General features: G+C 59.9%; 18 protein-coding genes. 6 read left to right on the forward strand and 12 right to left on the reverse strand.

Annotated features, from left to right (window positions below; genetic code table 11):
• Positions 1-13 precede the first annotated feature (13 nt).
• From AAAU26_RS04935 to AAAU26_RS04945, 3 genes are all read left to right on the forward strand, one after another.
• On the forward strand, positions 14-1,936 hold the full coding sequence (locus AAAU26_RS04935; protein WP_158395053.1) for a PTS fructose transporter subunit IIABC: 1,923 nt from the start codon (positions 14-16) through the stop codon (positions 1,934-1,936).
• A gap of 510 nt (positions 1,937-2,446) precedes the next feature.
• The gene (locus tag AAAU26_RS04940) at positions 2,447-2,887 is read left to right on the forward strand and encodes an Lrp/AsnC family transcriptional regulator (protein ID WP_015565596.1); all 441 of its coding nucleotides are present in this window, start codon (positions 2,447-2,449) and stop codon (positions 2,885-2,887) included.
• 137 nt (positions 2,888-3,024) lie between these two features.
• Positions 3,025-3,591 carry a DUF4358 domain-containing protein gene (locus AAAU26_RS04945; protein WP_158395052.1) on the forward strand — a complete coding sequence of 189 codons (567 nt, stop codon included), beginning with the start codon at positions 3,025-3,027 and terminating at the stop codon, positions 3,589-3,591.
• Positions 3,592-3,652: 61 nt separating this feature from the next.
• On the opposite strand, the gene AAAU26_RS04950 is transcribed toward AAAU26_RS04945, so the two are convergent.
• From AAAU26_RS04950 to glgB, 11 genes are all read right to left on the reverse strand, one after another.
• Positions 3,653-4,801: an SGNH/GDSL hydrolase family protein gene (locus tag AAAU26_RS04950; protein WP_227619170.1), complete on the reverse strand. Its 1,149-nt coding sequence runs from the start codon at positions 4,799-4,801 to the stop codon at positions 3,653-3,655.
• Between the two features lie 24 nt (positions 4,802-4,825).
• Positions 4,826-6,553, reverse strand: a complete 1,728-nt coding sequence (locus tag AAAU26_RS04955) for a class I adenylate-forming enzyme family protein (protein WP_227619171.1) — start codon at positions 6,551-6,553, stop codon at positions 4,826-4,828.
• A 149-nt stretch (positions 6,554-6,702) separates the two neighbouring features.
• Positions 6,703-7,635 (reverse strand): ATP-binding cassette domain-containing protein, encoded by a 933-nt coding sequence (locus tag AAAU26_RS04960; RefSeq protein ID WP_227619172.1) that lies wholly within the window; start codon positions 7,633-7,635, stop codon positions 6,703-6,705.
• Between the two features lies 1 nt (position 7,636).
• Positions 7,637-8,689 carry an ABC transporter ATP-binding protein gene (locus tag AAAU26_RS04965; RefSeq protein ID WP_149794369.1) on the reverse strand — a complete coding sequence of 351 codons (1,053 nt, stop codon included), beginning with the start codon at positions 8,687-8,689 and terminating at the stop codon, positions 7,637-7,639.
• Positions 8,690-8,701: 12 nt separating this feature from the next.
• Positions 8,702-9,733, reverse strand: a complete 1,032-nt coding sequence (locus AAAU26_RS04970; RefSeq protein WP_217210576.1) for an ABC transporter permease — start codon at positions 9,731-9,733, stop codon at positions 8,702-8,704.
• A complete protein-coding gene (locus AAAU26_RS04975; RefSeq protein ID WP_158395047.1) occupies positions 9,733-10,674 on the reverse strand; it encodes an ABC transporter permease in 942 nt (313 codons plus the stop codon). The genes AAAU26_RS04970 and AAAU26_RS04975 overlap by 1 nt, the downstream gene beginning before the upstream one ends.
• 189 nt (positions 10,675-10,863) lie before the next feature.
• The gene (locus tag AAAU26_RS04980; RefSeq protein WP_227619173.1) at positions 10,864-12,894 is read right to left on the reverse strand and encodes an ABC transporter substrate-binding protein; all 2,031 of its coding nucleotides are present in this window, start codon (positions 12,892-12,894) and stop codon (positions 10,864-10,866) included.
• A 197-nt stretch (positions 12,895-13,091) separates the two neighbouring features.
• Positions 13,092-14,396 carry a 4Fe-4S dicluster domain-containing protein gene (locus AAAU26_RS04985; protein WP_227619174.1) on the reverse strand — a complete coding sequence of 435 codons (1,305 nt, stop codon included), beginning with the start codon at positions 14,394-14,396 and terminating at the stop codon, positions 13,092-13,094.
• A gap of 7 nt (positions 14,397-14,403) precedes the next feature.
• Positions 14,404-15,381: a trigger factor gene (gene tig, locus AAAU26_RS04990; RefSeq protein ID WP_227619175.1), complete on the reverse strand. Its 978-nt coding sequence runs from the start codon at positions 15,379-15,381 to the stop codon at positions 14,404-14,406.
• Between the two features lie 99 nt (positions 15,382-15,480).
• Positions 15,481-17,403 (reverse strand): hypothetical protein, encoded by a 1,923-nt coding sequence (locus AAAU26_RS04995; protein WP_227619176.1) that lies wholly within the window; start codon positions 17,401-17,403, stop codon positions 15,481-15,483.
• A 159-nt stretch (positions 17,404-17,562) separates the two neighbouring features.
• On the reverse strand, positions 17,563-19,527 hold the full coding sequence (gene glgB / locus AAAU26_RS05000; protein WP_227619177.1) for a 1,4-alpha-glucan branching protein GlgB: 1,965 nt from the start codon (positions 19,525-19,527) through the stop codon (positions 17,563-17,565).
• A 183-nt stretch (positions 19,528-19,710) separates the two neighbouring features.
• Here glgB and AAAU26_RS05005 point away from each other — a divergent pair, with 183 nt between their 5' ends.
• The 3 genes from AAAU26_RS05005 to AAAU26_RS05015 all read left to right on the forward strand — a co-directional run bounded on the left by AAAU26_RS05005 (position 19,711) and on the right by AAAU26_RS05015 (position 22,251).
• Complete coding sequence (locus tag AAAU26_RS05005; RefSeq protein WP_320443581.1) at positions 19,711-21,069, forward strand: alpha-amylase family glycosyl hydrolase; 1,359 nt, start codon at positions 19,711-19,713, stop codon at positions 21,067-21,069.
• Positions 21,070-21,087: 18 nt separating this feature from the next.
• A complete protein-coding gene (locus tag AAAU26_RS05010; protein WP_149794362.1) occupies positions 21,088-21,609 on the forward strand; it encodes a transcription repressor NadR in 522 nt (173 codons plus the stop codon).
• 99 nt (positions 21,610-21,708) lie between these two features.
• The gene (locus tag AAAU26_RS05015) at positions 21,709-22,251 is read left to right on the forward strand and encodes a TetR/AcrR family transcriptional regulator (protein WP_149794361.1); all 543 of its coding nucleotides are present in this window, start codon (positions 21,709-21,711) and stop codon (positions 22,249-22,251) included.
• A gap of 52 nt (positions 22,252-22,303) precedes the next feature.
• On the opposite strand, the gene pepT is transcribed toward AAAU26_RS05015, so the two are convergent.
• A complete protein-coding gene (gene pepT / locus AAAU26_RS05020) occupies positions 22,304-23,521 on the reverse strand; it encodes a peptidase T (RefSeq protein ID WP_227619178.1) in 1,218 nt (405 codons plus the stop codon).
• Positions 23,522-23,930 lie beyond the last annotated feature (409 nt).

The following is a 23,930-nucleotide window of genomic DNA, read 5'->3' on the forward strand; positions in this document are numbered from 1 at the left end:
GAGGAGACACACTATGCGAATCACGGAATTGTTCACGGCACAGTCCATTGCGCTGGACGAAGCCCAGCAGGACCGCAGCCAGATCATCGACCGTCTGGTGGAGCTGCAGGCGACCCACGGCAACATCAGAGACAAGGAAGCCTACAAAAAGGGTCTGTATGAGCGCGAGGACGAGGGCTCGACCTATGTTGATAACGGCATCACCGTCCCCCATGCCAAGTGCGACTGCGTGACCCGGCCCAGTCTGGCGGCCCTCCGCCTCAAGACCCCGGTGCAGTACAATGCCGAGGACGACGGCAAGACCGACCTGCTGTTTGCCATCGCAGCCCCCAAGAACGGCAGCCTCCACGTGGATATGCTGGCCCGCATGATGCAGATGCTCATGAACGAGGACTTCGTGGAGAAGCTACGCACCGCCAAGACCCCGGAAGACTTCCTCGCCGCCATCGACGCGCAGGAAGAAGCCCAGTTCGGCGACGAGAGCTTCACCGACCAGGAGATCGAGCAGGCGGGCTACCGTGTGCTGGCCGTCACCGCCTGTGTCAACGGCATCGCCCACACCTACATGGCCGCTGAAGCCCTGAACAAGGCCGGTGCCAAGATGGGCGTGACCATCAAAGTCGAGACCAACGGCTCCGACGGCGCAAAGAATCTCCTGACGAAAGATGAAATTGCAAACTGCGACGGCATCATCGTGGCAGCGGAGAAGAAGATCGAGACGGCCCGCTTCGACGGCAAGCCGGTCCTCTTCACCCGCGTGGACGACGGCATCCACAAGCCTGAAGAGCTCATCCATAAGATAACCTCCGGCGAGGTGCCGGAGTTCCACGCTAAGGGCGGCGCACAGGCCTCGGAGGACGCTTCTGCCTCCGACAGCTTTGGCCGCAGCCTCTACAAGAATCTGATGAACGGCGTCTCCCATATGCTGCCCTTCGTGGTGGGCGGCGGCATCATGATAGCGCTGGCCTTCCTGCTGGACGATTACAGCATTGACCCCTCCAACTTCGGCATGAACACTCCGCTGGCCGCCTTCTTCAAGACGGTGGGTTCTGCGGCCTTCAGCTATATGCTCCCCATCCTGGCGGGCTTCATCGCCATGTCCATCGCAGACCGTCCGGGTCTGGCTGTCGGCTTCGCAGGCGGCGTGCTGGCCATGAACGGCACCAACTTCGCCGGTATCGCCGCTGGTGAGACCACCGGCATCTCCGGCGGCTTCCTGGCCGCTCTGCTGGCCGGTTTCGTGGCCGGTTATGTGGTGGAGTTCCTCAAGAAAATCACGGAGAAGCTCCCCGCCAGCCTGAACGGCATCCGTCCCATGCTCATCTACCCGCTGGGCGGCATCCTCATCGTGGGCGTGGTCATGTGCGGTATCAACCCCATCATGGGTATGATCAACACCGCCATGACCAACTGGCTGAACGCCATGGGCGGTACCTCCAAGGTTCTGCTGGGTGCTATCGTGGCCGGTATGATGAGCATCGACATGGGCGGCCCCTTCAACAAGGCGGCTTACGTCTTCGGCACCGCAGCCCTCGCCTCCGGCAACTATGAGGTCATGGCCGCTGTCATGGTGGGCGGCATGGTGCCTCCCATCGCCATCGCCCTCTCCACCACCTTCTGCCCCAAGAAGTGGACTCCCGACGAGCGCCGCAACGGCATCGTCAACTACATCATGGGCCTCTGCTTCGTCACCGAGGGCGCTATCCCTTACGCTGCCGCTGACCCGCTGCGCGTCCTGCCCAGCTGCGTCATCGGCGCAGCCCTCTCTGGTGCGCTGTCCATGACCTTTGGCTGCGCTCTCCGCGCCCCTCACGGCGGCATCTTCGTATTCCCGGTCGTTGACCACGCTGTGATGTACTGTGTGGCTCTGGCGGTCGGCAGCGTCGTGGGTGCGGTCATCCTGAGCCTGCTCAAGAAGACCCGCACCGAAGAATGATCAGGCTATTCGCTCCCTTTTCAAGTATAAACAGCCAAAGGCCCCCATCCGGCAGATACCGGATGGGGGCCTTTGGCGTGTAAGATACAGTTAAAAAGGCTCTCCCAAGGGGAGAGCCTTGGCAGAACCATAAAAACCTGTATAAAACACAAAAACCCGCCTGGCAGCGGGTTTTTGTGTATAGAGGGGTGGGAAAGTATATAAAGTGGTGAATCGCGTGATCAGTCGGCAACATATCGTACCCGAACACCGGGATCCCCGGCGGTACATCAGAACTTCAGTGACGCTGCCTTGCAGTATGTATTATACCCGAATTTGTTTTCTTGTCAAATGCAAAAATTTGGTTTCGCTTTAATTTAGCACTTTACTTTTTGACAAAAACTTTATATAATTAAAGACGGCAAAACGAAAACTGATTTTTGCACAGTTTGTGCTATTGCTACAACAATAAAACTTTACTTTCAAAAAAATTTATGTAATGTAACATATTTCAAAAGGAGTACTTTTCCTATGGACGATTTGGACCGCAAGATTCTCGCCCTCCTCGCAAAGAACGCCCGTATGCCGGTGAAGGAGATCGCCGAAAAGGTGGCGCTGACCAGTCCCGCTGTCTCCAGCCGCATCCACAAGCTGGAAACGGACGGCATCATCAGCGGCTATACCGTGATGCTCAACCGCCCGTCTGACCGGGTCTATGTGGATGCTCTCATCAGCCTCTCGGTGGCCCCGTCCCAGCGGGACGAGCTGGTGGAGCTGATGAAGAACAGCAAAGAGGTGCTGCAGTGCTACCACGTCACGGGCGCTTACACCTTCCTCATCAAGGTGAGCTGCGGCAGTATGCCCCAGCTGGAGCATCTTATCTTACAGTTCCAGAAGCTGGGTACCACCAGCACCCAGATCATCCTCTCGACGCCCGTCAATCACGGTGACCTTGAGGCCATGATGCTGTAAGCGTTCATAGAACTGTTACACTTGTGGGTGCAATTTTCGCCCGCCGTGGGTCGTTTACCGAATAGCAGGGATAAAACATCAAATACTATCACTGCACACCGAAAACCTCACCCTGCGAACGAAAGGATAAATTGAATATGAAACGTATCATTGCTTGTCTGATGGCCGGCGTCATGCTGCTGGCTCTGGTGGGCTGCGGCGCGTCGGGCAGCTCCGGCAGCGCGTCTTCTGCCGCGAAGAAAGATTACACCCAGATCCTCCACGACGCCCGCAGCGACGAGGACAACAAGTATGAGATGATATTCACCAAAGGCGAGGATGGCAAGTTCACGGCCCAGTACGGCTACAGCGCCGAGTATGAGGCCGACCAGCTCTCCGACGAGGTGGCCAACATGATGATGCCTCTGCTGGGCCTCGAGGACGATATGTACGACGACTTCGCCGCCTCAGTGTCCGGCATGATGGTCAGCGTCTACGGCGTGGCCATCGTCAAGCCCGCCGAGGGCAAGACGCAGGACGTGGTGGATGCGATGGATGCCTATGTCCAGAGCCAGCAGAAGTCCATGGAGCATTACCTCGAAGACCAGTACCAGATCGCTTCTGCCGCCCGCGTGGCGACTGTCCCCACCGGCGAGGTGGTCATGGTCTGCTGTGAGGACAGCGACACCGTCTTTGAAAACATCAAAAAGGCTCTGGCCGCATAACGTATTGTAGGAAAAAGCCCCCGCTTCCAGCTGGAAACGGGGGCTTTGCTGTATTTGTTGATTACGGATTCTCGATGGCATTCACGAGCTTGTTGGCGATGTACTGGTGGCCCTTGATGGTGGGATGCACGTCGAGGGTGGTCTCCGTGTTGGGGATGGCCACATAAGTCAAGTTATAAGTCTTGGCGATCTGCTTCTCAAACTTGTTCAGCTTGTTGAAGTAGCTGCGCCAGCAGGGGATGAGCGGCACAGGGTTGGTGTAGCCCACGAGGATGATCTGGGCATCCGGGTTCAGATTGCGGATCTCCTGCACGATGGAGATGAGGGCTGCGGTGGTCTTGGGGTAAGTCTCGTCGCAGATCTTGCTCATGCCGGAGAAGAGCAGATTCCAGGTGGCGTCCCTCTCGGCTTTGGTCAGATCCATCGCCTTGATGCTGCGGTAGATGGCGGACATGGTGGAGCCGGAACCTTCATTGCGCAGGTCGCCGGCCAGAATGGTAGCGGCCAGCTTCTCGCTCTTCCAGTTGGTGGCGTTGCCCAGAGCCACGATGCAGGGGACGAAGGCGTCGTTGGAGCCGATCTGGACGGAGACGACGTCGGCCTTGCGGATGTAGTCCTGGAACTCAGGGTAGTTGTACTCGCAGCCGGACGCCATGTTCATCTGGGGCATCTTGCCGTACCGGATCATGTCCGCGAGGTCGGGAGCCGTCAGGGCCGGCAGGCCGAGGTTGATGGCGTGGTCACGGTCGAGGCCGAGAGCTGCAGCCACCTTGCCGACATAGCAGTCGGGAGAATAGCCATGGAAGTTGGGAGTCATATCGACGCTGTAGCCGGAGCGCGCACTGTACTGGACATCGGCCAGGCCGACGCCGGCCACGATGCTGTCGCCCAGTGCGACGTAGGTGAGCTGCTCGTCCTTATCTTCCTCTTTGGTGTCATCGGCCTTGACCTCGGTCTCAGCAGCGGTCGCTGCCTCCTCTGCGTCGTCCGCAGAAGGGACCGGGTCAGCCTGAGCCGTCTCGGTGGCAGAAGCCGCGGCTTCCGCCGGAGTTTCGGGCTGCAGGGCAGCCTCCGGGTTCAGGGTGACGATGACATGATCATCGCCGGCGGCGTCCGCAGCGGCCTCGGTCCCCTCGGCCAGCGCGGGGACGCTGAGCAGGGAGACGAGCAGCAGGGCAGAGACCGCCAGACTTGCAAAACGCTTGTTCATGGCAGAAGAGTCCTTTCATGGAAATCAATAGTCGCGGGGGGAGATGTCAGCTTCGAGCTGACGGTAATCGACCTTGCCCACAGGGGTCATGGGCATACTGGAAATAAACTTGTAGGCCACGGGCTGGACGTATTCGGGCAGCTCCTCGGCGCACATCCGCTCCAGCTCCCGTATCACCTGCTTTTTCTTGGCGGTGGTGTCGGCCTTGAGCACGATGTAGACGAAGGGCAGACGGCCCTGCACATGGTCCTTGTCGGTGCAGCCCACCACAGAGCACTGATGCACAGCGGGGTGGCGGCTGACGACATTCTCTATCATGGAGGGGAAGACTTTGAAGCCGTCGTGGCGGATGATGAGGCGCTTGATGCGGGAGTCGAGGTAGACGAAGCCGTCCTCGTCCAGATAGCCGATGTCGCCGGTGTGGACCCAGATGCGGCCATCCGGGTGGCGGCGAAGGATCATGGCCGTCTCGTCAGCCTTATTGTAGTAGCCCTTCATGGTGGTGGGGCCGGAGATGCACAGCTCGCCGCGCTCACCGATGGGCAGTTCCCTGTCGGTACCCGGCTCAAAGGCGGCAATGATGGTATTGACCATCGGGATGCCGACGCTGCCGGGCTTGTTGTCTGCGCCGGCAGCCACGGTAGCGGCAGAGGATACCTCGGTCATGCCGTAGCCCTTTGCCATCGGGTAGCGGACGCCATGGGCGGCGAGGAAGTCGTTGACGGTCTGCTCTGCGCCCCGGGCGATGGCATCGCCGCCGGCGGCGTAGTTCAGAATGAAGGAGAGGTCCTTATCCCGCAGCTTGGGGTCTGCGGCCAGCTGCTGATAGTGGGCCGGCACGCCGAACATATGCTCAGGCTTGTACTTCAGCACCAGGCTGCCCAGCTTGGCCGGGTCGAGGTTGGGGATGATGATGACCGTGAAGCCCAGCACCAGCGGCAGATGGACGCCGCAGGCGTAGCCGTAGGCGATGAAGGGGGGCATGATGTTCATGAGCTTCTGGCCCCGGTGGAACAGCTTGTCGTAGGCGCGGAACTGCTGCGCCAGAGCGTTGAAGCAGTTGTCGGTGAGCATGACGCCTTTAGGGGAGCCGGTAGTGCCGCCGGTGTGGACGACGACGCAGGCGTGGTCGGGGTCATAGGGCTCCGCAGCGGTGCTCTGGCCCTCGCCGCCCTTGATGAACTGCTTCCAGCGGATGACGTTGGAGGCATATTTGTTCTTGTCGGGGGTGGTCAGCTTGTAGCCTACGGCCATCACCGGGGGCAGAGAGTCGGCCGGAGAGAGGACGATGACCTTTTCCACGTTGGTGCGCTTTGCGGCCTGACGGCAGCGCTCGTACACGACGTTCAGGCAGACGAGAAGGTGGGAATCCACCTCCTCGATATACTCATGGATGCCCTCGACGCTGTAGCGGGGGTCCACAAGGTTCAGAGTGGCGCCGACCATGTCAGCGGCGTAGAACAGAGCGATGACCTCAGGGGTCATGACGCTGACCACCGTCACGATGTCGCCCTTTTTGACCCCGACGCCCCGCAGGGCGGCAGCAGTCTTTTTGACATTGACGATGAGGTCGGCGTAGGTGAACTTCCGGCCATAGTAGTCCAGTGCCATATCGTTCAGATGGTTCCGGTTCCGGTGGCAGACATAATCGAATGCCGAAAGGGTGGGCAGGGTCTGGTCGATGTACTTCTGAGCGTAGTATTTGAGCCAGGGTTTGGCCTGGGATGCGTAAACAGGATTCTGCGTCGTCATCAATTTCTCATTCCTTTATGTTTGTAGACCCGCGCGGGGGCCAATGTTTTGTTTCGTATTGTTACAAAGCCACTCCTGTTATTGTAGTAGAGCAGAGAACAAAAGTCAATAAACAGAGAGGCCACAATGAGAAAAACGCAAGAAAAAGTTTACGATTCCCGGCACCAGTCTTCGGCCTCGGAGGCGCTGCAGAGCACCCAGTGACGGGGCCGAAGCTCCCGCCACTGGGGAGCCTCCGTGGAGTAGTCGTGCATGGAGGGGTCATAGACCAGCAGCTTTTTCTGCCGCTCACGGCGGGGACTGGGCATGGGGATGGCCGACAGCAGGCTGCGGGTATAGGGGTGGATGGCGTGGGTCACAAGCTCTTCGGCGTCGGCCAGCTCCACGATGTCGCCCTTGTGGATGACGGCGATGCGGTCGGAGATGTAGCGCATGACGGAGAGGTCATGGGCGATGAAGAGGTAGGTGATGCCGCGCTCTTTCTGCAGATGGCGCAGAAGGTTCAGGACCTGGGCGCGGATGGACATATCCAGTGCCGAGATGGGCTCGTCGGCGATGATGAATTCCGGCTCCACGATGAGAGCCCGGGCGATGCCGATGCGCTGGCGCTGGCCGCCCGAGAACTCGTGGGGGAAGCGGGACGCAAACTCGGGCAGCAGGCCCACATCCAGCAGCGCCTGACGGACTTTTTCGTCCCGCTCGGCGGCGGAGAGGTCGGGCCGGACGTTCATCAGGCCCTCGCCTACGATGTAGCTCACCTTGGCGCGCTCGTTCAGGGAGGACTGGGGGTCCTGGAATATCATCTGAATTTCCTTGATGACCTGCTTGTCCAGCGCGTGGGAGATCTTGCCGTTTATCTTCTGGCCCTTATAGAACACCTCGCCGCCCGAGGTGGGCAGGATGCGCATGATAGCCCGGCCAATGGTGGTCTTGCCCGAACCGGACTCGCCCACCAGACCGAAGGTCTCGCCTTTATAGATGGTGAAGTTTGCGTTCTTGACGGCCTTGTAAGCCTTGCGGCCGGAGCCGTAGGTCACTTCGAGGTTTTTTACCTCGACCAGAACTTCGCGTTCGTCTGCCATGTTATTTGCCCTCCTCTTGCAGCATCCGCACAGCGGCGGGCGGTTCTATCTTGGGTGCGCGGGGGTCGAGAAGCCAGGTCTTGGCCCGGTGGGTCGTGCTGACATCAAAATAAGGGGGACGCTTGACAAAGTCGATCTTCAGCGCCAGCGGGTTGCGGGGCGCGAAAGCGTCGCCGTGAATTTCCGTGAAGAGGTTCGGGGGCGTACCCTGAATGTTGAACAGGTCTTCGCCCTTCACGCCCATCTGGGGCATACTGGACAGCAGCGCCCAGGTGTAGGGATGGCGGGGGTCGTAGTAAATTTCGTCCGAAGTGCCGATCTCCACGATGTCGCCGGCATACATGACGGCCACACGGTCAGCGATGTTGGCCACGACGCCGAGGTCATGGGTGATGAGGATGATGGTGAGGTTATATTTGACCCGCATCTCCTTCAGCAGCTCAAGGATCTGGGCCTGAATGGTCACGTCCAGAGCCGTCGTGGGCTCATCGCAGATAAGGATCTGCGGATTGCAGGCCACAGCGATGGCGATGACGACGCGCTGGCGCATACCGCCCGAGAACTCGTGGGGATACTGCTTGAAGCGCACTTCCGGGTCGGCGATGCCGACATCCCGCAGGTACTCGAGGGTCTTCTCCCTGGCGGCAGCGCCCTTGAGGCCCTGATGGAGCTCCACGGCCTCCATGATCTGGTCGCCGATGGTCTTCAGAGGGTTCAGGCTGGTCATGGGGTCCTGCATGATCATGGCGATCTCGTGGCCGCGCACTTTCAGCCAGTCCTTCTCCTTTTTCAACTCGGAGAGCCGGATGGGCTGGTGGTCGTCGGCACCGAAGTAGTCGATGGTGCCGGAAGTGATGGAGCCGTTGGAGTCCAGCAGGCCCATGAAGGACTTGGTGAACACGCTCTTGCCCGAGCCGGACTCGCCCACGATGGCGAGGACTTCGCCGTGGTAGACATCGAGGTCGATGCCCCGGATGGCGTGGAGGATCTTTCCACGCAGATTGAATTTGATGTTGAGATCCCGCACAGAGAGGATCAGTTCATTCTTTTTCATGCCTGTTCCTCCTTACTGCAGATGGTTCTTGGGGTCGGCTGCGTCAGAGAAGGCGTTGCCGATGAGGTAGAACGCGATGGTGACGAAGCTGAGGATGATGGTGGGGTAGAGCAGCTGATAGCGCAGGCCAGCCTGCATCATGACCTTGCGGCCATCGTTGATGAGGTTGCCCAGAGAAGGCACCTCGACAGAGAGGCCGAGGCCGATGTAGGTGATGAAGACCTCGCTGCCGATGGCGGCGGGGATGGTCAGGGCCATGCGGAGCATGATGACCGACACGAGGTAGGGCAGCAGGTTGCGCACCACGATGCGGGAGGTGGGGGTGCCGATGCAGCGGGATGCCACGTTGTAGTCACGGTCACGGATGATGAGGATCTGGTTGCGGATAAAACGCGCCATGGCGATCCAGCCCGTGATGGACATGCCCAGGATCAGCGTCTGGACGCTGGGGCTGGCGACGTAGGAAATAAGGATCAGGATGATGGTGGAAGGCACATTGTCGCAGATGTTGTACAGCTCGGTGAAGAAGAAGTCCAGCTGACGGACATAGCCCCAGAGCACACCCACCGTGATGCCCACCACGGCCTCGATGAGGGCCACGAAGAAAGCGATGGTCAGGCTGGTGCGGGCACCGGCCCAGATGCGGGCCCAGAGGTCCTGGCCGATGGCGTTGGAACCCCAGATGAAGCCCTTTTCACCGGGGGCGATGTTGCGGTACTGGATGCCGGTGACGGGGTCCACGGCGCAGAGGTTGGGGTCTACCTGACCGGGCAGGTAGGGCTGCAAAAATGCAAACGCCACCACGGCGATGAGGGCGACGAGCAGCAGCACGGCCACGCGGTTCTTGAAGAAGGCGCGGAAGGTGCTGCCCCAGTAGCTGTAGTTGGAGTAGGACGTGGCCTCGGCCCGCTCTTCGCTGAACCCGGCGGGGGTGAACAGCTCTTCTTCGGGCAGCTTTGCCCATGCGGCGGGGCCGTCCGCCTGTAACTTATCCAGCTCTGCCTCGAGCTGGTGTGCTTTTTCATCTTTCATACGGAAAAGCATTATCGGCCACCTTCTTTCTTGCCAAAGCTGATGCGGGGGTCAATGAGCACCATGAGCAGGTCGCCCAGAATCAGGCCGATGATGCCCACGCAGGCGTAGAGCAGAACGATGCCCTGCACCATCGTGTTGTCGTGGCGCTGGACACAGGTGACCAGCAGGCCGCCCATGCCCGGGATGCTGTAGAGGCTTTCGATGTAGATAGAGCCGACCACAGTGTTCAGAAAGGCGGAGGGAATATACTGCACCAGCGGCACCATTGCGTTGCGGAAGATGTGGCGCAGGGCGATGTTGTTTTCACTCACGCCCTTGGCACGGGCAAGGCGGACATAGTCCTTGTTGCTCTCGTCCACCATGTACCGGCGCAGCCACATGGCGTAGAACGCCACGTTGCCCAGACTCATGGAGCAGACGGGCAGCACCCAGTATTTCCAGTTGGAAGCGTCGAAGAGCAGGCCCACGTTCAGCGCGGTGGTGCCGTACATCTGGATGTACAGATAATACACTGCCGCAGGCACAGCCTGGATGAGGACGATGATGGCCGTGCCAATCTTATCGGGCCAGCGGCTCTTGAAGCGGCCCATGAACAGGCCCATCGGGATGCCGATGACAAGGCTCAGCAGCATGGCGTACACGCCCATCTGGATGGAGATGGGCAGCTTCTTAGCGAGGATGCTGGTGACGGAGGCGTTGACCTTATAGATATGGCTCACGCCGAGGTCGCCGTGGAGCATATTGACCCAGAAGCGGCCGATTTGCACCGGCAGCGGGTCCAGCAGGCCCATGGACTGTAAGCCGGCCTGTATCTGGGCCTCGGTCATTTTTTCGTAGTTAGCAAAATAGCCTTCCACCGGCATCAGCCGCAAAAGGCAGAAAACGAGCGTGACGATAATAAACAGGGTCAGTATCGAGCGCCCGATGCGTTTCGCCAGATATTTGAGCATATCTGTGCGCACCCCTCTCTTTTATAAAATAAATGTCGGATAGGAATAGAATACAACAAAAAAACACTTTTGGAAAGTGATTTGGCAAAGTTCGTTACAAAAATTCATGTAAGAGGCTTCAGAAACGAAAAGCTCTCCGCTTTCCCGTGGGAAAACAGAGAGCTTTGGAGCAGACAGACTCAAAAAGTCTTAGCGGGCGTCGCGGTTGGCCTCGTACTCGCTCATGGAGATGTAGTGGTCGAGGACATGGATGCCCTTCAGACGCTTGTTGGAGAAGCCGGTGGAAGCGTACTGGCCCTCCCAGTAGTTCAGACGGGTGGCAATGTAGGCCGGGATGCTCATGCCCATGGGGACGACGAGGGCATTGTTGATAAGAGAAGCCTCGGCGTTGGCGAAGGCATCGTAGCGGGCGTTGATGTCGTCGGTGATCTTGACAGCCTCTTCGATGGCCTTCATGTAGTTCATGACGGCGTCCGCGGTGTCGCCGGTGATGAAGCCGTCCTCGACGCCAGTGCGCAGGAAGGCGTAGCGGCTGCCGCGTGCGCCCTCGGCCTGATAGAAGGGGTCGGTCTCGGTCTGGGGGTCGGAGTAGTCAGCGCCCCAGTTGCACTGCAGGAAAGCGAACTTGCCGTTGCGGCGGACGCTGGACAGGAAGCTGTCGGAGGGGCCGGCAGTGATGATGATGTCGATGAAATCGAAACCGTCGTTCAGCACACCCTCGAGCTGCTGCTTGAACACCTGGCACTGCTTGTCCCAGTCGGTGGAAGAGGGATTGTAGGGCATCTGCACCTTGATGGGGAAGGTCACACCAGCAGCGGTCAGCTCCGGGATGGCAGCGTCGCGGTACTCCTTGGCCTTCGCCTCGTCGAAGAACTCGGTGATGTTGGCCAGGTCGCCGCACTTGAGGTAGTCCACGCCGTCAGCGTTGGCACAGAAGCTGGGGGGCGTGATGGTGTTCAGCTTGTAGTTGTCGTAGCCCTCGGGTGCCTTGACGGCCAGCGTGACAGAGTTGTTGATGCCGTAGAGGAAGGACTTGCGGAAGTTGGTGTTGTTGATGGCCTTGGCCCAGTTCTCCGGCTCATACTCAGCGTCCATGCCCTCCACGCTCCAGTTGGAGAACTCGTGGGAGAAGGGCATGAAGTTGAACATATAGAAGTAAGTGTAGTTGGTGTTGGGGCGGTCCATGGACACCATGTCCTTGGTGGTGTCGTCGGACAGCCAGCTGTCGAGGATGTCGGAACCGATGGTGGCCTCGTCGATCTCGCCGCGCTTGATCATTTCGGGGCCGTTGACGCTGGCCTCGGCGTTGTAGATGCGGCTGATGGTGTCGATGAAGACGTTGTCAGCGTCGTAGTTCTCGGGGTTCTTCTTCATGACCCAGGTCTCCAGAGACTCGTAGGCGGCCAGATAGAAGGCACCGCAGCTGTAGGTGGTCTCTGCGCTGGTAGCGAACTGGTCACCGGTCTCTTCCAGCAGCGGGCCGTAAGCGGGCTCGTAGGGCAGATAGCACAGCAGGCTCAGGAAGCCCGGGAAGTCGTAGGTCAGGGTGTAGGTCAGGGTGTGGTCATCCACAGCGGTGACACCCACGGCGTCGAAGTCCACCGGTGCGTAGGTGGCGGGGTCAGAGTCGGGGGCAGTCACGGTGACGACGCCGCTGCCGTCCACGGTGTAGGTGGTGCCGTCATCGTCCACGACGCCGGTGTTGGCGTTGTTCAGATAGACGTGGTAGTTGTAGTAGTCGTCAGCGCCTGCGATGTAAGCGGTGACAAGGCCCACGTTGGAGGCGGCGTAGTCCGGGGTCAGGACGTACTTCAGAGCGTCCACGAAGTCCTGTGCAGTGACGGGGGCCACGACCTCGCCGTTGCAGTCCACCCAGTTCTCCTCACGCAGATGGAACGTCCAGGTCAGGGTGTCGACATCCCAGTCCCAGCTGGTGGCCAGGCCTTCGCGCATGACGCCCTTGTTGTCGTACTCGACCAGCGTATCCACGCAGTTTGCGCCCACGACCATCTCAAGGTCGGTGCCGGTGGTCAGGTAGTTCAGGGTAGCGGGCTGGCTGTCGTACAGGATGGTGTAGCTGGAGCCGGAAGAGGCTGCGCCGGAAGCGCTGCCGGAGGAAGAGCCGCCGCAGCCAGTCAGCAGGCCGGCTGCGCAGGCACCGGCGGCTGCCAGGCCGCTGGCCTTCAGGAACTGACGGCGGGAGATGGAAGTGTTCATCATAAATTCCCTCTTTTCTTGTTTCTGCTGTACAAAAGACAGCATCGCGTTGTGCGGTGTCCGCTGTTTCCCGGCAACGGACAAATGGACCGTTTTTTATGAAAAAAGAGCAACGGAAATCCATCCGTTACTCCTTTGTAACAGTCCCGGCCACCAAACAGTGTGGTCATGACTGAGTATAGCATTGATTTGCGGCCGCGTCAATCCTTTTCGGGTGCAGATGCTGTTTCTGCAACAGAAACAGCTGTTGCCGCCGCAGCGGCAGGTGCGGCAGAGACGGGAACCGCTGCCGTTTCGGCTGCGGCGGCACCGGAAGCATTTGCGGCATTTTCAGCGGCCAGCTCTGCGGCAGCGGCCTTTGCCGCCTCCTCCGCTGCCTTGCGGGCCTCGCGCTCGGCGATCCGCTCCTTGGCGCGGGCTGCGGCCTCCTCCTGACGCTGCTTGGTGCGGCGCTTGATGCGGCAGACCGAGCAGATGCCCTCGGAGCTGTTCGGCGCGATGGGCTTGCCGCAGTCAGCACAGAGGGTCTTGCTGCATTTGTAGACGCTCACCGGGCCGAGGGTGGTGAGCTGGCGCAGCTTCATGCCGTCGATGCCGCTGTTGGAGCAGGCCGCGACGCAGACGCCGCACTCACTGCACTTCCAGGGCGTGATGACCACGCGGGTCTGGCCGTCGGGCATATCCTCGAGCTTGAGTGCGCCGGAGCGGCAGGCTTTCTCGCACTTGCCGCAGCCGAAGCACTTCTGGGTGAAGTTCGGCAGATACCAGCCGTAGCGCAGCGGCGTCTCGGAAGCAGCCTTGAGCTGCTTTGTCCGCTGGTGGAGCATGAGGCGGAAGTCGGCGGCGCTGTCCTCCTCGCTGCGCAGGCCGGGCAGCATCTGCAGCAGCTTCTTGGTGCCGGCGCGGGAGCCCTCGGTCATGTGGGAGAACATCTCCCGGCGGCTCAGCTCCTGTACATGGTAGGGCGCTTCGTCCTGCTCATAGGCCAGCGTGACCCGGCTCTCGAAGAGCTGGGGGCCGAGGAACTCCACCAGACGGGTCAGCTCTTTGCGGAGCTGGGCGGCGCAGACGTCGTTCTCGCACTCACCGCAGGGGGTCAGGTCAAGGACCAGCTTCTTGTTCAGAGCCAGATAGGCCAGCGTTTCCCACGAGAAGGAGGCGATGCAGGTGCGAACGGCGGTGTTCTTGCGGGTGCTTTTCTCGCAGCCCAGCCAGAGGGTGTCGTTGTCGGTATCAGCCAGCGAGGTGTCCCGCTGTACCTGCTCCGGCGAAGGGACAATACAGCCCGAGCGGCAGGCGGACACGCAGAGGCCGCAGTCGGTGCAGGGGTCCCAGTCTTTAACGAGGTTGGGGCGGGTGAAGATGGCATCGCCGTAGGGGCAGATGTCCTTGCAGGCCGTGCAGGGGGTGCGGTGGGGGTGGAGATTCCAGCACTGACGGCGGATGACCTCGGGGTGGGAGGTCTTCATCAGGGCGTCCATTGCATAACGGGTAAACAGACCCATAGCGGTATCACTCCTTTTCGGGGGCATCGGTCACGGTAGTGACCTGTGCGTTGTCCAGCAGGAAGCGCTGCACCTTCTTTGCGGCCAGCGCTGCGGCGATGGTATCCTCGGGCAGGGCTTTCCGGATCTCAGCCTCGGGGGTGTCCTGCAGCTGGGACAGGCGGCGGTACTCGGCGTTGACTTCCTCGGGGTGGACGACGATGTTCTCTGCCTCGGCAATGGCACGGGCTGCCAGCACGAAGCGGATGCGGCTCTCGGCCTGTGCGCGGTAGTCCTTCTCGAGAGCTTCCGGAGTGGTGCGGCTGTTCTTGCAGTGCTGCTCGAGGGTGATGCCGCTGCGGGAGAGGCGCTCTTTCAGCAGCTTCATTTCGTTCTGGGCGGTGCGGTCGAGAATTTCGGCGGGCAGGTCCACGGTCATGTTGGCACCGGCCATGTCCAGCAGCTGCTTTCCGGCGGCGCGGTCAGCCCCTTCTTCGTGGATCTTCTGCTTTTTGGCGCGAAGGTCAGCCTTCAGCGCATCGAGGGAGTCGAAGCCCAGACTCTTGGCGAAAGCCTCATCCGGTGCGGGCGTGACTTTCTCGGCCAGAGAGCGGAGTTCGATCTCGAACTGTGCGGTCTTGCCGGACAGCTCCGGCAGGCGGAAGTCCTGCGGGTAAGTAAAGTCGAAGCGGAACACCTCGCCGGCACGGTGGCCGTAGATGGCCTGCTCGGCAGCGGGCATCAGCTTGCCGTCGCCCAGCACGACCATGACCTTCTCCATCCGGCTGTCGGGGATCTCCTTGCCGTCCATGTAGCCGGCAAAGTCCAGCAGGGCGCGGAAGCCGCGCTTGGCAGGTTCGGTGGTGGGGTGGTAGACGGCGTGCATCCGGGTCTGGTGGACAAGCTCGATGTCCACAGTCTTGTCGGTGACGGGGCGGACGTGACGGGTGACAGCCAGGCCCTTGTACTGGCCCAGCTTCACTTCAGGCGTGTTCTTCTTATCCATAGTGGCGTACTCCTTATGACGTAAGCAGGCCGGCGGGCGGCGCTGCAGGTTTTATAGCAATCAATCGAATTATACACGTTTTCGGCAGAAAGGGCAAGCTCACAGCCCGTGAGCGGTGAGCCAGGCTTCGGCCACCTGGGAGAACATTTCAGGGTACTGGGCGTCTTCCTCAGCGAAAGCGCTCAGATAATATTCCACTTCCTCCCGGGTGGGGGCAGCGGTGCGCTTCCAGATGGTAAAGGTGGTGCCATTGCCCATATCGAAACTCTGCTCAAAGGCGAAGTACTGGTCTCTCACGGCGAGGAACTGGTCGTTCAGCTTGATGGACATCTCGCCGCTGCCGACGTAAGTCTGGGGGAAGGGCTCGCAGGTGATAACGTATTTGGCCTCAAAGAACTGCATGGGGAAATTGTGGGTGCCGGGGACCGAGAAGCCGAAGGCCAGCTTGTCGTTGATGGGGGCGTCCGGCAGGCGGCAGTTCTTGAAGTGGTCGGGGTTGTAGAGCATATCGTGGGGGATCATGTAGCACAGCTCCCCCTCATCGCAGTGGGTGTCGATCCAGTCGGCGATGACCTGTATCTGGCCGATGTCCTTCCTATCGTAGATGAGCTTGTCCAGCGAGATGAAATACTCGGTGGCCGGAATTTGAATCGGGAAATGCTCGATGACGAAACCCGGCATGGCCAGCGTAGTCAGCGGCGAACACCGCACTGACATGGACAGCATCAGCACGAAGGCCCAGCAGCCCAGCTTGAGGTTCCGGCGGCGCGTGATGCCCTCGGCCAGCGCGGCGGCACCCAGCAGAAAGAGAATGAAGTATCCCGGCAGGAAGAGCAGGAACTGATGCGAGCCGGTGTTCTGCACTCGGGTGAAGAGCAGGATGCTCACCACCAGCTCACACCCGGCGAGACAGGGCAGAGAGGGCGCTCTGTGCTTCGCCGCAAAGGCGAGACCCAGCACCATGAGGAGAATGTTGAACAGGCCCATCCGGCCGATGTGATAGAACGCCTCGAGGGCCAGACCGCCGCCGTTATAATAGGAGTAGCGGCCTGCGTAGTTGTAGGCGAGGATGTGGGACACCATCGGCCAGAGCAGGATGACCATCGCCACGACGGACGCAAGGCCGAAGAGGACGAGGTTTTTGATTCGAACAAGGGCGGCGCTTTTTTCGCCGCCCTTCGCCAACCGCACACAGCCCGCGATGAGCAGCAGCGCGTAGGCGAAGTAGTAGCCCACCACAAAGTAGAGGAACCACCGGCGGGCGAGGATGATGGCGGCAGTGGCCAGAAAGATGAGGCCGAACCGCACCGGCTCCAGTTTGTCGAATCGGAGATCCAGCGTCAGTAGAAGAATCGCAAACGCGAAGATGAGTCCGAACCAGTCCGGCTGGGCCAGCACCGCGCTCATCCGCAGGAAGGGATAAGCCGCCGTGAGCGTCATCCCGAAGAGAAAATAGTATATCCGGTTCTTCACATTCAGGATCTGCCCGACCTTGACGACGAGGCCCGCCAGCAGCACCAGCAGGGTCGGCAGGATGCAGAACACCTGACTGAAGGAATAGGCGTCGCCGGTGTGGCTCGTGAGGCAGAACGGGAACTCGGTGAAGAGGGTGATGAAATTGGTGTAGTCGTCGGCCATGGAGCCGAAGATGTATGCAAGGCCCGCGCCTGCACTCTGGGCAAAGGCGGCTTCGGCGTCGTACTGCTTGAGCAGGTAGTTGGCGTAATCCCAGACGTATACAAAGCTCCGGCTCGATAATGTCCAGTAAAAATAGACGACAGCCACAGCCCAGATGCCGAAGACGACGGCTTTGTGGAAGAAGTCCAGCTCTGCGCCTGCCACACGGAGAGCGCAGAGGGCCAGAACAAAGAGCCCCACGCTGGCCCAGAGACTGAGCAGCGGGAAAAAGAAGGCGCTGGCCGGTGCAAGCAGCCCCAGAAGAGCCAGCAGCACCGCACAGCCGCCCAGACCGACCCCCGCCCATTGCAGAGGCGAGAGCCGGCGAACAGCAGCAGATGGCATAGAAGGATGATTCCTTTCATTTAACTTCCGGAAAATGCAAAACACAACTTTCCATCTAACAGTATAACGGCTCCGTCAAGGCTTGTCCAGCCGCAGACCGCGCCAGAACGCAGAATATCCCGCTGCGTTTTCAGCAGACGGGATATTCCGAAACAAATATTACTTTTTGGAGTTGTATGCAGCGGCATCCGCCTTGGCGTTCTGGGTGCGGGCTGCCTTGCGGCGTGCGGCAGCGGCCCGGCGGGCGCTGGCCTGTGCAGCCTCGGGGCGGGGCGCTTCGGGGGTGAGCCGGAACATCCGGCTGCCCATGGCGGGCAGGTCCACGGTGAGGGTGTAGTCCCGGCCATAGACGCCGCCGTCCGAGGTGTGGAGGGGTTTGGGCTTCGATTTGTCCGCGCCGCCCCAGCAGGGGGCCTCAGTGTTCAGAAGTTCTTCGGCCCCGGCGGGGAAGCTCAGGTAGAGCGGGAACTTTTTGTGGGCAGTGTTCTGGGTGTTCATGACGCAGAGGATGGTCTGTCCCGCACCCTTGCGCAGCCAGGCGTACACGCCCTCGTCCCGGCTCTCGCTGGCCACCCACTCGAAGCAGCGGGGGTCATACTCGCCCGCGTAGAGGGCAGGCTGGGTGGCGTAAAGGCGGCTCAGAGCGCCGAAATATTTCTGGAATGCATCGTGGAAGGGGTACTTGAGCAGATCCCAGTCCAGCTCCCGCTTTTCGTCCCACTCCCGGAAATGCCCCAGCTCGTTGCCCATAAAATTGAGCTTTTTGCCCGGGTGCGCATACATATAGAAATAGAGGGTGCGCAGCTGGGCGCATTTTTCCTCGTAGGTGCCCCAGAGCTTGTCGATGACTGTCTTTTTGCCGTGGACGACCTCGTCGTGGCTCAGCGCCAGCAGGTAGAGCTCGTTGTAGAAATAGTGCATACTGAAAATGATCTTTCCGTATGCGTCGGGCCGCTGGCCGAAGGGGGTGGCGAAGTAGTCCAGCGTATCGTGCATCCAGCCCATGTCCCACTTGTAGTCGAAGCCGATGCCGTCGTAGCGGGTGGGGGCCGTGACTTTGAGGAAGTTGGTGGAATCTTCGGCCATGTAAACGCCGGTGGGCCAGCGATCGTTCAGGCCGTGGTTGAGGTTCCGCAGGAAGGTGACGGCGCCCTCGTTGACGCCCCGGGCAGGGTCGCCCTGCCAGTAGAGGGCGCGGGAGATGGCGTCCATCCGGATGCCGTCGCAGTGGTAGACCTCCATCCAGAGGGCGGCGGCGCTGTTCAGGAAGCTGCACACCTCCCGGCGGTAGTAGTTGAAGTTGCAGGTACCCCACTCGCTGTGGCCCACATCGCTGTCGTACTCGTAGAGGTGGGTGCCGTCAAAGTTGGCCAGCGCGTCGGCGTTGGCCGCAAAGTGGACGGGGACAAAGTCCATGATGACGCCGATGCCCATCCGGTGGCAGGCGTTGACAAAGGAGGCAAACTGGGCCGGGGTGCCGTACCGGCTGGTGACGGCGAAGTAGCCGGTGGTCTGGTAGCCCCAGCTGCCGTCGAAGGGGTGTTCTGCCAGCGGCAGAAGCTCTACATGGGTGAAGTGGTGTTCCAGCAGCCAGGGGATGAGCTCCCGGGCCAGCTCTTCGTAATCGTACCAGCCGTCCGAGCCGTCGGGCTGGGTGGAGTTGGGCTTATGCTTCCAGCTGCCGGCATGGAGTTCGTAGATGTTCATGGGCAGATTACGGCATTTATCCCGCCGCTCCATCCATGCGCTGTCGTCAAAGGAAAAGTCCAGTTTGGTCAGGCGGCTGGCGTTGGCGGGGCGGACTTCGGACGCGAAAGCGTAGGGGTCGGCCCGCATGACCACGCTGCCGTCGGCTCCGTGGATGCGGTATTTGTAGAGCTCCCCCTCGCACAGCCCGGAGACAAAGCCGCTCCACACGCCGGTGTCGGCTTTCTGGAGCGGGATCCCTGCGCCCCAGCCGTCAAAGCCGCCGCAGACCTCCACGGCAGTGGCATCGGGAGCCCAGACTGCAAAGCGCCAGCCCTCTTCGCCGTGGTCACCCTGCCAGGGGTGCGCACCGAGGATGCGGTAGGCGTCGAAGCAGTCGCCGTTGAAGAAGGATTTGGGGATGGAGGGAAGATTCATACGAAAGACTCCTTTTATCGCAATTTTTACAGAACACGGACGATGAAATATGTAAAATGAGAAATATACAACACTTTTACCACACTTTTGTCGGAAAATGTGCTATACTGAATACGACACAGATGCACTTTTGTCGGAAAAGTGCTCTGCTGTAACTTTTTGAAAACAGGAGCGGTACAGACAATGGCTTGGTATGACAATGCGGTATTCTATCACATCTATCCTCTGGGATTGTGCGGCTGCGCGCATGAAAACGACGGACAGCCTGTCCCCGGGGCTTTCAAAAAGCTGGATGCGTGGGCAGAACACGCGGCAAAGCTTGGCTGTACGGCGATCTATATCGGCCCGCTGTTCGAGAGCGGTTCCCACGGCTATGACACCATCGACTACCGTCTGGTAGACCGGCGTCTCGGCACCAACGAGGAGTTCAGGGAATTTGTCGCCGCCTGCCATGAGCGCGGCCAGAAGGTCATCGTGGACGGCGTGTTCAACCATGTTGGCCGCGATTTCTTCGCGTTCCAGGAGCTGAAGGAGCACCGCGAGAACGCCCGCTACCGCGACTGGTTCTGCGACGTGAATTTCTGGGGCAACAACGAGTACAACGACGGCTTCTCTTACGGCAACTGGGGCGGCTTCAACCTGCTGGTCAAGCTGAACCAGCGCAACCCCGAGGTGCAGAACTACCACTTCGACACCATCCGCTTCTGGGTGGATAAGTTCGATATTGACGGCATCCGTCTGGACGCTGCCGATGTGCTGGACTTCGACTTCATGAAGGGCCTGCGCCGCGTTGCCAACGAGGTGAAGCCCGAGTTCTGGCTGATGGGCGAGGTCATCCATGGCGACTACAGCCGCTGGGCCAACCCAGAGATGCTCCACTCCGTCACCAACTACGAACTGCATAAGGGTCTGTGGAGCGGCCACAACGACCACAACTATTTCGAGATCGCCCATACCATGCGGCGTCTGCAGGGCCTCTGCCACGATACCCGGCTCTATAACTTCTCGGATAACCACGATGTGGAGCGGCTGCCCAATAAACTGCGCAACCGCGACCACATCCGGCATATTGCTCTTCTAGTATATACGCTTTGGGGCATTCCGTCCATCTATTATGGCTCGGAATTTGGCATCGAGGGCAAAAAAGAGTGGGGCAGCGACTGGCCGCTCCGCCCCTGCCTCGAGCTGGCCGACTACACCGACGCCGAGAAGACGAACCCTGTCACCAGCATCTATGCCGCACTGGGCAGGCTGAAAGCGGAGTGTCCCGAGTTGAGCTGGGGCGAGTTCAAGGAGCTGACGCTGACCACCCAGAGCTACGCCTACGCCCGGGTGCTGGACGGCAAGGCTGTCGTGGCGGTGTACAATAACGGTGACAGCCCGGTTTCGATGGAGTTCCAGCTGCCGGTGGAGGCTTCGGGTGTCGAAGACCTGCTGGCCGACTGTGTGGGCAGTCAGCCCATCCTGACGCAGGTGGAGTGGGGTAAGCTGAAAGTCCAGCTGCCCTCCAACTACGCCACCCTGCTGCGGCTGGTAGGATAAAAAGGGGGAGTGCGGAAGATGAATGCTGCGCAGCGCAGAAAAGTGATCTTAGAGCGGCTGACGGAGGCCGATGCACCGCTGAGTGCCAGTGTACTGGCCGGGGAACTGGGGGTCTCGCGGCAGATCGTGGTGGGTGATGTGGCCCTGCTGCGGGCGTCGGGGACGCAGATCGACGCAACGCCCCGGGGTTATCAGCTCCACCCGGCGGCGCGGGGCTACACGGGCATTCTCGCCTGTGTCCACAGCACTGCAGACCAGATGCGGGAGGAGCTGTATACCGTGGTGGACCAGGGCGGCATCGTGGTGGATGTGGCCGTGGAGAACCCGCTTTACGGTGAGCTGCGCGGCAACCTCAACCTCGCCAGCCGGTACGACGTGGACCATTTTATCCAGCAGGCGGCGGACACGCCCGAGTGCCTGCTGAGCCGGATGACCGGCGGTGTGCATCTGCACACCTTGAGCTGCCCCACGCCGGAGGCGTTCCGCCGCATCGAAGCGGCACTGGACGCCAAGGGACTGCTCTATAAAAAAGAAGAATAAGGGTACTGCTTTCATTGTAAAAAATCCACGGGGTCTTGTCCATCGACGAAAGACGAAAACCGTTGGATAATCAACTAAAACACGGAAGAGGTGGATTTTGTGGACATCCGTATCGCCCGTACCGACCGCGCCATCGAACAGGCTTTCATGGAACTGCGGGAGAAGAACCCTCTGGAAAAAATCAAGATAAAAGACTTGTGTGCGATGGCCTGCATCAACAAATCGACGTTCTATGCCCACTATGAGGACATCTACGCGCTGGCCAATGCACTGGAAAACAAGCTCATCGAGTCTATCCTGGCCAGCGTACCCCGCACCAACGACAGCGTGGCACTGCATCAGGCAGAGACGCTGACGCGGGAGCTGTTCCATGCCTTCATGCAGAACCAGCGGGCCGTGAACATCCTCTTTTCGGGCAGTCGGCAGGGCATCTTCGCCAACAGCATCGAGAAGGGGCTGCGCCAGCGCTTTGAGGAAGCCGACCCGACCTTCGCGGCTGATTTGAACCGGGGCATCCTGCTCTCGTTCTGCGTGCAGGGCTGCTTCTACGCCTTTGCCAACAACAGCAGCCGGATGGACGAGAGCAAGCTGGTGGAGCTGCTGGGAGCCATCGCCAAGGCGGCGCAGAGCATCGAGTTTTAAGAAGCAAAAAATGGCTCCGGCAGATGCCAGAGCCATTTTTTACGATGCGAAGTTATTTAGAATAAAGTTCAACGATATTCAGCAGGATCTCGGTGGCCTTGTCCATCCGCTCGACGGTGGTGCATTCGCAGACGCCGTGGAAGTTGAAACCGCCGGTGCCGAGGTTGGGGCAGGGCAGACCCTTCCAGCTCAGGACAGCGCCGTCGGTGCCGCCGCGGACGGGGATCTCTTCCGGGGTCAGGCCGGCCTTCTCGATGGCCTTGCGGGCCGTCTCCACAAGGTGGAAGTGGGGCTTGATCTTCTCCAGCATATTGCGGTAGCTGTCCTTGATCTCGACTTCCACCGTGCCGGGGCCGTACTTGCCGTTGAGGTAGCAGGCGATGTGGAGAAGGTTGTCCTTCTTGAACTGCAGCTTGCCGGCGTCGTGGTCGCGGAGGATGTAGCCCAGCTTTGCCTCGGTGACGTCGCCGTACATCTGGCACAGGTGGTAGAAGCCCTGATAGCCCTCGGTGGTCTCGGGGCGGGCCATGACGGGCAGGGCCATGTGGAACTCCATTGCCACGTTGGAGGCGTTGATCATAGCGTCCTTGGCGCTGCCGGGGTGGACGGAGAAGCCGTGGATGGTGACAGTGGCAGATGCGGCGTTGAAGTTCTCGTACTCGATGCCGCCCACGTCGCCGCCATCGACGGTGTAGGCGAAGTCTGCGCCGAAGCCCGGGATGTCGAAGAGAGAAGCGCCCTCGCCGATCTCCTCATCGGGGGTAAAGGCGATGCAGAGCTTGCCGTGGGGCAGCTTCTTTTTGATAAGGGTCTCGGCAGCGGTCAGGATCTCAGCGACGCCGGATTTATCGTCAGCGCCCAGCAGGGTGGTGCCGTCGGTGGTGATGAGAGTCTCGCCCTTCAGCTCCTTCAGAAAGGGGAAGGTGGAGGTCTTCATGACCATGCCGGTGCCGGGCAGGGTGACATCGCCGCCGTCGTAGTTCTCGTGGAGGATGGGCTTGACGTTCTCGCCGGAAGCGTCGGGGGCGGTGTCCATGTGGGCGATGAGGCCCAGCGCGGGCTTCTTCTCGCAGCCCTTGGTGGCGGGAATGCTGCCGTAGACGTAGCAGTGCTCGTCCACAAAGGCGTCCTCAATGCCGATGGATTTCATCTCTTCCACCAGCAGGTGGGCGAGGTCGAATTCCCGTGCGGCAGAAGGATGGGTGCCGGACTCGGGGTCCGAGGTGGTGTATACTTTGGCATATTTCAGCAGTCGCTCGTAAGCACGCATAAGTAAGGCTCCTTTGTTTTTTTCTTTATGATACCCTTTTTGAAGGCTTTTTACAAGGGCAGAGCGCTTTTTCATTAAGGCTAATTGTTCTCTTTTGGTGTCAAAAGAGAACCAGAAAACCACCAGCGATTTCGATGCGCTGGATCCACGAGAAAGGGGCTGCTCGCCCCTTTCAGACCCCGAAGGGGAAGTCGAAGTGGAAAAAAGCTAGCCGCTTCGCTAAACGCATTTTTCTCACTTCTCCGATTTGCTGCTCCGCAGCTGGTGTTACCTCTCTGCTGGCGGTAAAGTTCTGCTAAAGCCTGAAATCTTCGGCAAAGCCGTAAAACGGTGGAGGCTCAAAATGCGGTTAAGAGATCTTCACGCCGAATGGCGTGAATCTCCAGCATTTTGAGTTGGAGCCCACCTC

The sequence above is a fragment of the Faecalibacterium longum genome (assembly GCF_040094125.1).
In the GTDB taxonomy this organism is placed as follows: domain Bacteria; phylum Bacillota; class Clostridia; order Oscillospirales; family Ruminococcaceae; genus Faecalibacterium; species Faecalibacterium longum.